Origin of the sequence: Nocardioides sp. J54, from assembly GCF_000519005.1 — a bacterium.
GTDB lineage: Bacteria > Actinomycetota > Actinomycetes > Propionibacteriales > Nocardioidaceae > Nocardioides.
This window is the reverse complement of record NZ_JAER01000048.1, coordinates 17,519-30,266: the sequence shown is the minus strand read 5'-3', so window position 1 is coordinate 30,266 and position 12,748 is coordinate 17,519. Positions and strand designations below refer to the sequence as shown.

Genomic DNA, 12,748 nt, shown 5'->3' with positions numbered 1-12,748 from the left:
CATCGGGTTGCCGAGATGACGTGGAGACATCTCAGATCGGATTGACCGATAGCGCTCGGTGGGCTACGACCAGAGCGAGCATCCCGCCAGTTACTACCCGTAGCTGACGCGGGGACCTGCCGCCNTCCCGCACGGGATAGCGGCCGGTTGTCGCCCGTGCTCGACATCGGCGAAGTNGTCGACGGGCTCTGTCCGCCGCACTCCATGAGCCGGGCGGCGGTACTTTGGTCTTGGCGGTCACGCGGACCCCGACGCCTTCTATGGGGCTTGGCCCCTGCTCAGCGGCCGCCTTCGACGTCACCGAGCATCCCGATCACCTCAGGGGCGCACACACCCGCCCGAGGCATGATCGCAGTGCTCGCCCTAGGTGCCCGAGGTGTCCCAGCACCTCATTGCTCTGAACGAGGCGGAAGGCGTGCTGCGGTGAACGAGAGTCACGACGCAGACAAGACATCGCTCTTCGACCATTGGTTCGCCGACATCGCGCGCTTCGTCGAGGAGGAATCGGTAGCCGAACTCGGGGTCGTCGCGGTGGGCGTCGGACAGGGCGTTGGCCCGGTAGGCCGCGGTCAGTTCGGCGTCGGTGACCGAGTTCGCGAGCCAGCGGTAGTGGGTTGGCGGGCGATCTTGAGGACCCGGGACGTCACCGCGACAGGGATCCGGTCCGCGGCCAGCTCGCGGACGAGCGGGTAGATCTGTAATGGGTGCTGGCTGGCCCGTGGCCGACTGGAAGGCTGCTCCTTGGCCCGCGCGCGTGACTCGCGGTATATCCGACCCGCCACCGTGGCGGTGTCTTGTAAATGACATGTCCGCGCACGGGTCGAGGGTGCACGTGGATGCCCGGAAGGTGCACCTCGTCGGGCGGGATCTCGCCGGGCTCGACGAGCTCCTCCACCTCGGCGATCGTGAACCGGGCCGCCATCGCGCACAGGGGGTTGAAGTTGCGCGCAGCCATGCGGAACACCAGGTTTCCGTGTCGGTCGCCCCTGTGGGCCCGCATCAACGCGACATCTGGGCGCAGGGCCTCCTCCATGACGAAGACCTGTTCCTCGCCGTCCCAGTCGAAGACTGCGTCCGGCTTGGGACGGCTGACCACGGCAACGGTGCCATCCGGTGCGTGTCGCAGAGGCAGGCCGCCCTCGGCCACCTGGGTGCCGACGCCGGTCCGGGTGTAGAAGGCTGCGACGCCTGATCCGCCGGCCCGCAGCCGCTCGGCGAGCGTCCCCTGAGGCGTGAGCTCGATCTCGATCTCCCCGGTGAGGTACTGGCGCTCCAGCTCCTTGTTCTCTCCGACGTAGGAAGCCACGAGACGACGGATCTGACCGTTCTCCAGCAGCCGCGAGTTGCCGACCCCCGCGATGCCACAGTTGTTGGAGACCAGCTCGAGGTCCCTGCGGCCTTGGTCGGCCAGCGCGGCGAGCAGGACCGACGGGACGCCGCAGACTCCGAATCCGCCGGTGGCCACTGTCATCCCGTCGCGCACACGGCGTACGGCCTCAGCGGCACTCAGCACTGTCTTGTCCACCGCTGTCCCCTCAGCCGAGGGCCGCGAGCTGGTCGAGGACCCGCTCAGGCGTCGCCGACGCCGGGATGGTGGCCAGGAGCGCATCGCCGTCCGGCAGGTCCGCAGCCCCCGCCCAGAAGCCGTCCGGCACCACACCGACGGCGACTCCCTCAACCTCCACCCCGCTGTCGCGGCGGACAGCGACGCTCCACTCGAAGTGCGCTGCCACGTTGGTGACGGCCGAGAGCGCCCCCAGCCGCTCCGGAACCTCCACGACGGGATCTCCCGGGGATGTGCGGGCGTCGAGCACGATCAGCGCAACGGGAAGGGCACCGAGCTTCCCCAGCCACTCGGCGAGGTACATCGACGCCGTGTCGGCGGCGATCTCGTCGATACCCGGGAGGCTGTGGCCCGTCAGCGCGTGCGCGCGTCCCAGCCACACGGCGGGCGAGGGCACCGACACGACCAGCGGCCGGCGGCACGCCTCGGCGAGGGTGCGGGCGGTGCGCACCACCCGCTCCACGCCGGCGTCGTCGGCGAGCAGGACTCGCAGCGGGTAGCCGGTCCGGGACCGGCTACCCATCTGCTCGACGATCTCCGGATGGGTGGCGAGGTGTGCGGCGTACAGCGCACCGCCGTCGATCCACGTGGTGTCGGGATCGAGCAGAGCGTGCACCTGCTGGATGTGGCCGGTCAGCGCCGCCAGGTCCGTCCACGGCACGGGAGCACCCTGGCGGATGACGGCCGTGGCGTAGTCGCGGTGGTCGAGCAGCACCGGCCGCGGACGGCCGCTGGGAACGGCACTGACGAGGCTCAACAGGGAGGACATGGTGGGTTCCTTCCGCCCCGCCGATCCGGCGGGGTCGATGACGTTCAGGGACGCGGTGGGCGACCGGGGTGGACCACCCGGTCACCCACCGCCGGTGGCGGGAAGGTCCGGCCTCAGGCCAGCCGCTTGACCTCCACGCCGTGGGCTGCCTCGAGCTCGAGGACCCGGGCCTCCAGCTCGGCGATCCGCACCTCACGCCGGTCGGGGATCATCACGATCGGCAGCTCGGCGAGCGGGGCACTCACGCGCTCCGGGCCGTCGATAGGGCACCGCTGAGGCGGAGGCCGGGGAAGGCCCGGTCGAGCTGGCCGCACGACCCACCAGCAGGTCGCGGCCAGCCCGAGCGCCACCAGCGCCGCCACCACGGCCACGTGCGCCGGTCCCAGGCCCACGGGCCCGCGCAGCGGCTCGGGCAGCAGGCCGGCCACCGCACGCCCCGGGCCTAGCCTCCGGCGCGCCGCGTGCCGCCCGGGACGCGGCACGTCAGGCGCCGCCTCCGGTGCGACCTCCGCCGCCACCGCGGGGGCCGCGGCGTCATCGAGAGCGGGCGTGACAGCAGACGCGCCCGTCGTGCGGGGCACCGCGACCCGGGTGTGCTCGCTCCACCAGTCGTCGCCGTCCCCGCCGTCGACCGCCCCGCCCGACGGCCGCTCCTCCGGCCGCGCCGCCGCCAGCTCCGCGCTCAGCTGCGCCAGCCGTCGGGAGACGGCCTCCTGGTGCTCGGGGCTCGGGCGGCGGGTGCGCATGGCACGAACCTAGGAAGGTCCGCCCCCGTCCGGCACCGGGCGCCGGGGATCTGTGGAGAACCCGGTCCGCTGGCCGGGTTGTGGATGCCTCCTGGCCCGGCTCACCCCCGCCGTACCGTCGCCAGGGCTGCCTCGAGGAGCGGGCCGACCGCCTGCCCCGAGGTCTCGAAACCGGGTCCGTGGCCGGCACCGGCGCGCCAGCGGTGATCGATGCCGGCTGCGATCACGGCGATCTTGAAGTAGCCGAGTGCCAGGTGGAAGTCCCAGTGAGCCGGCTCGCTCCCGCCGACCGCCTCGTAGCGGGCGGCGAGCTCCTCGGGTCCGGGGAGCCGGTCGCTCGTCCAGGCCCCGGGCTCCCCGAGGACCAGGTCGAAGGCCGGGTGCCGGTAGGCCGCCATCAGACCGAGGTCCGCCACCGGGTCCCCGACCGTGGACAGCTCCCAGTCGACGACGGCGGCCACCTCGACCGGGTGGTCGAGGCGCAGGATGGTGTTGTCGATGCGGAAGTCGCCGTGCACGATCCCCACGGCCAGCTGCGGCGGAAGCGCTGCCGACAGCCGCTGCGAGACGTCGGTGGCGAGCGTCTCCAGAGCGGCGTCGCCCACGATCTCCCACTGCGACGTCCAGCGTCGGACCTGACGCTCGGAGTAGCCGTCCGGACGCCCGAACCGCTCCAGCCCGGCGGCCACGTGGTCGACCCCGTGCAGGGCGGCCAACGTCTCGACCAGGCGCTCCAGGCAGTTCTCGACGGTGCAGTCGTCGAGACGGTCCAGGTCGGCCCGGGTCTGGACCGAGCTGCCCTCGACGAAGTCCGCGACGGCGAACGGCCCTCCCAACAGGCTCTCGTCCTCGCAGAGCGCCACTGCTCGGGCCACCGGCACCCCGGCCGCGCCGAGCGCCCGGGTGACGCGGTACTCCCGCGCGACGTCATGGGCCGACGGCGTCCGGCCCGCCCGCGGGGGCGTGCGGAGGACCCAGCGCGAGACCCCGTCGTCGAGCCGGAAGGTCAGGTTCGAACGGCCTCCCGCGATCAGGGTCGCGGTCAGCGGCCCCGCGGCGGGGGTGCCGGCCTCGGCCATCACTCCCGCGACCGCGGCGAGCTCCTCCGGAGTGAGCGCAGGAGTGAGCGCAGGAGTGAGCGCAGGGGTCAGCGCAGCTTCGGGTCCGCTGGACGGACCGGGGGTGGCCGCCGGGTGCAGGTCGTTCACGTGGAGACTCCGTTCGGGTCGGGGACCCGGCTGCGGCGCAGCTCGGGCAGGAGGACGAGGACGCCGAGGACCGGCAGGAATGCGAGCACGGCCAGTGCCCCCGGGATGCCGACGACCTCGCCGAGACCGCCGACGGCGGCCGACCCCACGGAGGCGCCGACCATGAAGATCAAGGTGGAGACGCCCAGCGCGGCGCCGCGGACGTCGGCGTCGACCGCGGCGGACACCGACGCGCTGAGCGCGGGCTGGCCGACGCCGTACGCCGTGGTCACGAGCGCGGCCGCGACCAGCATCAGGCCGGGGACCGACCCGGCTGCGGCCGGCACCGCCAACCCGAGCGCGGCGGTGGCCAGCAGGCCGGAGAGCACGAGCGCGCGGATCGGGCCGATCCGGTCGAGCAGCCGGCCCGCGTAGGAGGGGACGACCAGGGAGAGCACCGCAGGCGGGACCAGCAGCAGGCCGACCTGCCAGGCCGCCCAGCCGTCGTCGACCAGGACGGCCGGGACGGCGATCAGGAGGCCGAACCAGGCCGACGGCACGGCTGCGGCGGCGACCGCGCTGCGGACCACGGTCGGATCGGTGATGACCGAGCGAGGCAGGAACCCGTGCGGGCGGCGGCGTACGTGTCGCGCGACGGCCGGAGTGCCGAGGACCAGGAGCAGCAGCCCGCCGAGGCCGACCAGGCGCCCGGTGGCGGGCGACTGGACGAGGAGCACCAGACCGGCGGCCGTGCCGCCCACCAGGGTGGCGCCCAGGACGTCGAGGCTGGCCCCGGTGCCCTGTCCCGTCAGTGCGCCCCACACCAGCGGGACCACGAGCACGCCCACCACCGGCAGCGCGAGCACCCCGCGCCAGCCGGCGACCTGCTCGACCAGTCCGCCGGCCAGGGGCCCGATGCTGCTCAGGGCTGCGGTCACCCCGGCGAGCCGGCCGAGAGCGAGCCCGCGGAGCGCTCCGTCGTAGCGGTGGCTGACGACGACGACCCCGAGCGTCGGGATCGCAGCGGCGCCGGCGCCCTGCACGATCCGCGCCACCAGCAGCACGGCGTACGACGGTGCCGCGGCGGCCATGAGCGCCCCGACCGACATCAGGGCGACGCCGACCAGCAGCGGCAGCCGCACCCCCACCAGGTCGGAGACCCGCCCGTAGACAGGGGTCGCCACTGCCAGCATCAGCGCGTAGAGGCTCAGTGTCCAGGTCGCGTTCCCGACGTCGACGCCGAGGTCCTCGCGCATCAGCGGCAGGGCCACCGCCGTCGCGGCGGACCCCAGACCGGTGATGCCGAAGAGCGTCCCGAGGAGGAGCGAGACCCGGCGCGCGTCGTCGGCCACGCCGTCAGCCGACGTACGGCGGCACGCGGCGCAGCTCCTCGCGGGCGATGGATCGGCGGTGCACCGCGTCCGGCCCGTCGACGATCCGCAGGACCCGTGCCCACGCGTAGAAGTACGCCAGCGGCACGTCGTCGCTGACGCCCATCGCTCCGAAGACCTCGATGGCCCGGTCGATGACCCGCAGCGCCATCGCGGGCGCCGCCACCTTGATGCCGGCGATCTCGGTCCGCGCTCCCTTGGCGCCGTACTGGTCGATCAGCCAGGCGGTCTTGTAGACGTAGAGCCGGGCCTGGTCGATCTCCATGCGGGACTGGGCGATCAGGTCACGTACGACGCCCTGCTCGGAGAGGTGCTGGCCGAAGGCCACCCGCGACTTCGCCCGGTCGACGAGGAGCGCGAGCGCCCGCTCGGCCATGCCGATGGCTCGCATCGCGTGGTGGATGCGGCCGGGGCCGAGGCGGGCCTGCGCGATGGTGAACCCGTCGCCCTCCTCGGCGAGCAGGTTCGCGACCGGCACCCGGACGTCGCGGAAGACCAGCTCGGAGTGCCCGTGCTGGTCCTGGTAGCCGAAGATCGGCAGGTGCCGGACCACCTCGAGGCCGGGGGTGTCGATCGGCACCAGGACCATCGACTGCTGGCGGTGCGGGGCTGCGTCGGGGTCGGTCTTGCCCATCACGATCAGGACCCGGCAGCGCTCGTCGGCCACCCCGGTGATCCACCACTTGCGGCCGTTGATGACGTAGTCGTCACCGTCGCGCACGATCCGGGTCTCGATGTTGGTCGCATCCGAGGACGCGACGTCCGGCTCGGTCATCGCGAACGCCGAGCGGATCTCCCCGCGCAGCAGCGGCTCGAGCCACTGCGTCCGCTGCTCGGGGGTCGCGAACAGCTCGAGGGTCTCCATGTTGCCGGTGTCGGGCGCCTGGCAGTTGATCGCCTCCGGAGCGATCACCGGCGACCAGCCCGAGATCTCGGCGATCGCGGCGTACTCAACGTTGGACAGACCCGAGAGCTTCGGCAGGAAGAGGTTCCAGAGCCCGCGCTCGCGCGCCGACTCCTTGAGTCGCTCCATCACGGGCGGGTGGGTGTGCTCGCCGTGCTCGGAGAGGTACGACGCCCACTCGGCCTCGGCAGGGAACACCTCCTCCCGCATGAAGTCCCACATCCGGGAGCTGTAGTCCTCGGCCTGCGCGGACAGCGCGAAGTCCATGTGTCTCTCTTCTTCTCTCGGGTTCTCGGTCAGGAGGTACGACGGGCGCGGGCACCCACGGTCAGGGCAGCCGCGCGGTGGCCAGGGCCGGCCAGAAGTCGGAGCGGCCGAGCGCGAGGGGCAGGAACGCGTCGGCGTCGAGGGTGGCCACGGGCACGCAGTTGGCCTTCATGCCGGTCTCGACGTAGACGCCGCCGAGCACCTCGACGATCTCGAGGTCACCGAGCGGGTCGTGCACGGTGCTGGCCAGGCGGAGCTCGGCCCGAGCCTTGCGGCGCACGGTGATCGTCTGGTCGAACTCCGCCATCGTCAGCGTGGGGCTGCCGACCAGCGCGCTGCCGTCGGGCGCGAGCTCGTACTTCACGTTGAAGTTGCGCCCGAGCAGCGTGGTGGGACCGGAGTCCTCGTCGAGGTCGGCCTCGATCTCGATCAGCCGGGTTCCGCCGCGGGTGAGGTGGCCGCTCATGTGGCCGTCGTTGCGGTAGATCTTCGAGGCGCCGATCTTCTTCGGCTCGCCGTAGAGGTCGCGGCCGAACAGCATCGGGACGTCGGAGTCCATGAACATGGTGAGGACGTAGTCACCGGCGACGTCGCCGTGCCGGGCACTGACGTAGATCGCGGAGGCGTCGAAGTCCCCGACGCAGTTGCTGCGCCACCGGCTCACCTGAGCGGTGATCCGCGGCTGGTCGCCGGGCTCGAGCTCGGCCGGCAGGATCGCCCGCACGATGTCGGGACGCGTCAGGAAGTCGACGCTGAGCGACTCCCCGCCCACGAACTCCACGTCGGACAGGGTCTGCTGGATCGCGGCGATCTCGTCGGCGGTACGGCGGAATCCCATGCTCATCACTCCTGGGTCGGTCGGGGACTGGTCGGGCGAGGGACCACGCGCCCCTCGGGAAGCACGAAGTCGGTGCATGCGCTGAACGCGTCGAGCACCCGGGTCGGCGCGAACGCGTGCCAGGGGTCGGCGGCGGTGCCGTGCAGCTCGACCGAGCCGCGCCCGCGCCACAGCTCGAGGCGGCCGTCCGCGCCCCGATGGGACCGCGGCCGCACGTCCACGGCGATCAGCTCGTCGACCAGTCCGGGCAGCACGCGGTGACTCAGCGTGGGCCGCGGCTCGGCCGTCTCGAGGGCGGTCAGCGTCGGGCCGTCGAGGAGCCGCTCGGGCTGCATCGAGAGGGTCATCAACCGGACGCCGGCGGGTCGCTCGACGGTCATCACGAGCTGCTCGGTCCCGGGGCCGCCGGACTCGCGGCCGGACCACGTGAGGTGGGCGAGCTTCTTGCCGTAGCCCCAGACCTCCCGGCCCGCGGCCATCGGCGCCTCGGCGTCGGTCACGATCACCGGCTGGTACCAGAACCGCTCCCCCGCCACCTCGACCCGCACCACGACGTACGCCTCGAGGTAGGGGCCGAACGACGACGACGGGTAGTGGCACGCCCACGCCGCGCAGACCGCGGGGTCCCCGTCGATGCGGACGCCCTCGGGCAGCAACGGCGCGATCGGCCCCGGGTCTGCCTCGTACACGACCCACGTCTGCCGCGCGGCGCGGAACTCGTACGGTGGCGGCGGGTAGAGCGGCCCCGCGATCGGCATCATCGCGGCCACAGCGGCGCGTCGGCGGTGAAGCCCGCCGGCTCGCCCCAGCCGTTGCGAAAGGTGACCTCGTGGGCGGGCCGTCGGGGCGCGACGCCCCAGCGCCCGCGCGGGTAGCCCAGCGCCACCGTGGCCTTCAGGTCCCAGCCCCGGTCGGGCGGGACGCCGAGGACGGCGCGGGTGGTGTCGGGTCGGAAGATGTCGAGGACGTTGGTCAGCGCGCTGCCGACCCCCTGGGCGCGAGCGGCCAGCATCGCGCTCCACACGGCGGGGAAGATCGAGCCGCCGTCCCGGTCGTTGCGGGTGAAGGCGAACAGCAGCAGCGGCACGTCCTCGAAGTGGTCGGCGAGGTACTGCACACTCGCCTGCAGCCGCACGAACCGGCGCGACGTCTCGCTCTCGGGGTCGGCCGCGGCGGCCGCCACCTGGTCGGCGTAGTGACCACGCCACAGCATCGCCACCGACTCCCGGTACGGCGCCGCCAGCCGCGCCTTGACCTCGGGGTCGTCGACCAGGAGGAACCGCCAGGGCTGGGCGTCGCCGCCGCTGGGGGCCCGCACGGCCGCGTCCATGATCCGCGCCTGCACGTCGAGCGGCACCGGGTCAGGACGCATCCGCCGCATCGCGCGGGTGGTGTAGAGCGCCTCCCAGATGTCCGCGTCGTCGTTCATGCCGCGGTCCAGCCGCCGTCCACGACCAGGTTGGCACCGGTCATGAAGCCGGAGGCGTCGGAGGAGAGGAAGAGAGCGGCGGACACGAGCTCCTCGGGGACCCCGAAGCGTCCCAGTGGGATCTTGGACAGCAGCAGCCCCCGCCACTTGCGGTGGCCGCGCAGGCCCTCGGTCATGTCGGTCTCGAAGTAGCCGGGCGAGAGGGTGTTGACCCGGATGCCCCGAGCCGCCCACTCCAGCGCCAGGGTGCGGGTGAGCGCGTCGACGGCGCCCTTGCTCGCGCTGTAGGCCGCCATCCGCTCCATGCCGACCTGTCCGTGGATGCTCGAGACGTTGACGATCGCGCCGTTCTCGGCGTCCAGCATCATCCGGCCCGCCTCCTGGGCGCAGAGGAAGGAGCCGGTGACGTTCACGTCGAGCACGTGGCGCCACTCGTCCTCCTCCACCAGCTCGGCGCGCTTGAAGGTCGGGCTGACGCCGGCGCAGTTGACCAGGACGTCGATCCCGCCCCACGCGGTGGCGATCTCGGCGGCCGCGTCGGCGACCGCCTGTGCGTCTGAGACGGAGGCGGGCAGCTGGAGCGACTTCGCCCCCAGCGCCTCGACCTCCTCGGCGACGGAGCGGACCGCCTCGGCCGAGCGGGCGGTCAGGGCGACGTCCGCGCCGGCCGCGGCGAAGGCGAGGGCGATCGCGCGGCCCAGCCCCCGGCTCGCGCCGGTGACCCAGACCCGGCGGCCGGTGAGGTCGAAGGTGACCGGCTCGGATCGTGGTGCTGCATTCATGTCAGATTCTCCTTGGCAGGGGCCGGTCACGGCCCCGGGTCCGGAACGATGGCGGCCTTGACGACGTGGTCCTCGGGCCGGGGGGTGGTCAGCGCTCGGGCGGCCTGGTCCAGCCCGTAGCGGTGGGTCACGAGCGCGGCCAGCGAGACCCGCCCGTCGGCGATGAGCTCGACCGCCCGGGCGAAGTCGCCGTCGCGGTAGCCGAAGGCGCCGGTCAGCCGGTGGCCGCCGAGCGGCCAGGGCACGGCGGCGTCGGAGAGGCCGACGAGTACGACGGGGGCGGTCGGGCGGAGCAGGTCGAGCGCCGCCTCGACGGCGACGGGGGCGCCCGAGGCGTCGATCAGGGCGTCGAAGACCGGCTCGTCCGGCAGCTCCCCCGGCGCCCAGGCGTTGGCCCCCAGGGAGGCGGCGGCCCGGCGCCGGTCCGCGACCGGCTCGACGACATCGACCGCGACGCCGCGGGCGACTGCGGCGGCGGCGACCGAGAGGCCGACCGCCCCCGCGCCGGTGATCAGCAACCGGGTGATCCGGTCGCCGCCCGCGAGGTCGACGGCGTGCAGCGCGACGGCGAGCGGCTCGGCCCAGAGCAGGTCGAACGGGTCGACCCCGCCGGGGACCGGGACGACGTCGCGTCCCACCTCGACGTCGGGCAGGTGCAGGCGCTGGGCGAAGCCGCCCTGCGCGCCGTACCCGAGCGAGCGACCCGCGGTGGACCCGCACAGGTGGGTGTCCCCCGCGCGACAGTAGGCGCAGTCGTCGCACGACCGCATCGGACGTACGGCGACCCGCTGCCCGGCCTCGAGCCCGGTGAGTGCGGCCCCGCGCTCGACGACGACCGCGGACATCTCGTGCCCCATCACCTGACCGGGTGCCACGTAGTGCCCGTGGGCGTAGGAGGAGAGATCCGATCCGCAGACGCCGCAGGCCTCGACCGCCAGCACGACGTCGGTGGGCCCGACCTCCGGCAGCACGAGGTCCTCGGTGCGCACGTCACCGGGACCGTGGAAGACGACACCGCGCATCAGTGCATCTCCTGGCCACCGGTGACGTTGAGCGCCTCGCCGGTGACGAAGGCCGCGCCGTCGGAGGCGAGATAGACGGCGGCGGCCGCGATGTCCTCAGGGGTGCCGAAGCGCCTCGCCGGGATCTGGCGGGCCAACCGGCGTCGGTAGTCGTCCTCCGTGCGGCCAGCGGCGCCCGAGAAGGTCTCGTAGACGCCGCCCTTGACGGCCAGCAGCGGGGTGTCGATGGTGCCGGGGCAGATCGCGTTGACCGTGACGCCGTGCTCGCCGAGCTCGCCCGCCATGCTCTGGGTGAGGCCGATGACCGCGAACTTCGCCGCCGAGTACGCCGCGAGCAGCGGCATGCCGGTCTTGCCGGCCTGCGAGGCGATGGTGATGATCCGGCCCGACCCCTGCGGCACCATCCGTCGCGCGGCCTCGCGGCCGACCAGGAAGGCGCCGGTCGCCATCACGTCGAGGTTGACCTGCCAGTCGCGCAGCGACAGCTCGGTGACCGGCGAGAGACCGATCGCCAGGCCCGCGCAGTTGACGACCACGTCGACCCGGCCGTGCTCCGCGACCGCGCGGTCGAAGAGCGCGACCACCTGAGCCTCGTCGGTGACGTCGCAGGCCACCGGGAGGACGGGGCCGAGCTCACCGAGCTCGGCCGCCGCGGTGGCGAGGTGATCGGGAGGAGCCACCTCGTAGTCGGGGTGGGAGGCCAGGGGCGTCCCCACGTCGGAGAGCACCACCCGGTCCCCCAGCCGGAGGAACGCCTCGGCGATCGCCCGGCCCATGCCGCCGGCCCGGGCGCCGCCGGTGAGGACGACGACGCGGGAGCCGTCGCCGGCGCTCATCGGCGCCTCATCACCAGGAAGCTGGCGGCGAAGACGGCGAGGAGCAGGATGATGCCGCGCACGGCGTACTGCCAGAAGGTCTCGACGCCCATGATCGACAGACCGTTGTTGATGACGCCGATCAGCAGCACGCCGATCACCGTGCCGAGGATGTGGAACCGGCCGGGCCGGAGCGTCGAGGCGCCGATGAAGGCGGCCGCGAACGAGTCCAGCAGGTAGGTGTCGCCGACGCCCTGGGGGCGCCCGACTCCGAGGTTGGCGGCGACGATCATGCCGCCGAGCGCGGCGCAGGCGGCCGAGATGCCCAGCGCGATCAGCGCGTAGCGCTTGACCGGGATGCCAGAGAGACGGGCGGTCTCGGCGTTGCCGCCGATGGCGTACATGTGCCGACCGACCTGCGTCTGCTCGAGGAAGACGTAGAGCACGACGGCCACGATCGCGAGGAACACCACCGGCATCGGGATCGGCCCGATCTCGCCCTGACCCATGATCAGGAAGCCGTCCGGGATGCCGGACAGGATGGTCTGGGAGTCGGAGACGCCCAGCACCACGCCGGTGAGGATCGAGCCCACCGCGAGGGTCGCGATGAAGGCGGAGACCCCGCCGTACGCCACGACCGCGCCGCTGCAGGCGCCGATCACCAGGGCCAGCACGAGCACGGCGAGCACGGCGAGCACCGGACTGCCGATCGTGCCGTCGGCCAGCCACTTGCAGGCGAGGAACCCGCCCAGGGTGGCCATGCCGGCCAGGCTCAGGTCGAACAGGCCCTGCACCAGGGCCACGGTGAGGCCCAGCGCGATGATGCCGAGGATCGAGACCTGATTGAGGATGTTGAAGAAGTTCTGGCTGGTGGCGAACACGTCGGGCTTCAGCGCGCTGAAGATCACGACGCACGCCACCAGGCTGGCGATGGTGCCGTAGCGACTCACGAGGTCGATGACCCGGTCGCTGGTGGTGGTCCGACCGCGCGGACCCGTGGGACCGGTCGCCTCGGGCGAGTCGGCCACTGCTGC

Annotated in this window: 13 protein-coding genes; all 13 read right to left on the bottom strand. The window is 72.9% G+C overall.

What is annotated here, in order from left to right; translation table 11 throughout:
• Positions 1 to 643: 643 nt before the first annotated feature.
• Positions 644 to 1,525: a CoA transferase subunit A gene (locus NOCJ54_RS27375; RefSeq protein ID WP_157514983.1), complete on the bottom strand. Its 882-nt coding sequence runs from the start codon at positions 1,523 to 1,525 to the stop codon at positions 644 to 646.
• A gap of 10 nt (positions 1,526 to 1,535) precedes the next feature.
• The gene (locus NOCJ54_RS0120540; RefSeq protein ID WP_028656976.1) at positions 1,536 to 2,333 is read right to left on the bottom strand and encodes a hypothetical protein; all 798 of its coding nucleotides are present in this window, start codon (positions 2,331 to 2,333) and stop codon (positions 1,536 to 1,538) included.
• A gap of 113 nt (positions 2,334 to 2,446) precedes the next feature.
• The gene (locus NOCJ54_RS0120535) at positions 2,447 to 3,079 is read right to left on the bottom strand and encodes a hypothetical protein (protein ID WP_028656975.1); all 633 of its coding nucleotides are present in this window, start codon (positions 3,077 to 3,079) and stop codon (positions 2,447 to 2,449) included.
• Positions 3,080 to 3,180: 101 nt separating this feature from the next.
• Complete coding sequence (locus NOCJ54_RS0120530) at positions 3,181 to 4,287, bottom strand: phosphotransferase family protein (RefSeq protein ID WP_232221849.1); 1,107 nt, start codon at positions 4,285 to 4,287, stop codon at positions 3,181 to 3,183.
• Positions 4,284 to 5,618, bottom strand: a complete 1,335-nt coding sequence (locus NOCJ54_RS27370; protein ID WP_051486213.1) for an MFS transporter — start codon at positions 5,616 to 5,618, stop codon at positions 4,284 to 4,286. The genes NOCJ54_RS0120530 and NOCJ54_RS27370 overlap by 4 nt, the downstream gene beginning before the upstream one ends.
• A 4-nt stretch (positions 5,619 to 5,622) precedes the next feature.
• A complete protein-coding gene (locus tag NOCJ54_RS0120520; RefSeq protein ID WP_028656973.1) occupies positions 5,623 to 6,828 on the bottom strand; it encodes an acyl-CoA dehydrogenase family protein in 1,206 nt (401 codons plus the stop codon).
• Between the two features lie 61 nt (positions 6,829 to 6,889).
• The gene (locus NOCJ54_RS0120515) at positions 6,890 to 7,672 is read right to left on the bottom strand and encodes an acetoacetate decarboxylase family protein (protein ID WP_028656972.1); all 783 of its coding nucleotides are present in this window, start codon (positions 7,670 to 7,672) and stop codon (positions 6,890 to 6,892) included.
• Entirely contained in the window at positions 7,672 to 8,427 is a 756-nt protein-coding gene (locus tag NOCJ54_RS0120510) for an acetoacetate decarboxylase family protein (protein WP_232221850.1), read from the bottom strand. Before NOCJ54_RS0120510 ends, NOCJ54_RS0120515 begins: the two co-directional genes overlap by 1 nt.
• Positions 8,424 to 9,095, bottom strand: coding sequence for a nitroreductase family protein (locus NOCJ54_RS0120505; RefSeq protein ID WP_036519052.1), 672 nt, complete (start codon positions 9,093 to 9,095; stop codon positions 8,424 to 8,426). Before NOCJ54_RS0120505 ends, NOCJ54_RS0120510 begins: the two co-directional genes overlap by 4 nt.
• Complete coding sequence (locus tag NOCJ54_RS0120500; RefSeq protein ID WP_028656969.1) at positions 9,092 to 9,877, bottom strand: SDR family NAD(P)-dependent oxidoreductase; 786 nt, start codon at positions 9,875 to 9,877, stop codon at positions 9,092 to 9,094. The genes NOCJ54_RS0120505 and NOCJ54_RS0120500 overlap by 4 nt, the downstream gene beginning before the upstream one ends.
• A gap of 26 nt (positions 9,878 to 9,903) precedes the next feature.
• Positions 9,904 to 10,899 (bottom strand): zinc-dependent alcohol dehydrogenase, encoded by a 996-nt coding sequence (locus NOCJ54_RS0120495; RefSeq protein WP_028656968.1) that lies wholly within the window; start codon positions 10,897 to 10,899, stop codon positions 9,904 to 9,906.
• Positions 10,899 to 11,735 carry an SDR family NAD(P)-dependent oxidoreductase gene (locus NOCJ54_RS0120490; RefSeq protein ID WP_028656967.1) on the bottom strand — a complete coding sequence of 279 codons (837 nt, stop codon included), beginning with the start codon at positions 11,733 to 11,735 and terminating at the stop codon, positions 10,899 to 10,901. The genes NOCJ54_RS0120495 and NOCJ54_RS0120490 overlap by 1 nt, the downstream gene beginning before the upstream one ends.
• Positions 11,732 to 12,742: an ABC transporter permease gene (locus NOCJ54_RS0120485; RefSeq protein WP_198020289.1), complete on the bottom strand. Its 1,011-nt coding sequence runs from the start codon at positions 12,740 to 12,742 to the stop codon at positions 11,732 to 11,734. The genes NOCJ54_RS0120490 and NOCJ54_RS0120485 overlap by 4 nt, the downstream gene beginning before the upstream one ends.
• Positions 12,743 to 12,748 lie beyond the last annotated feature (6 nt).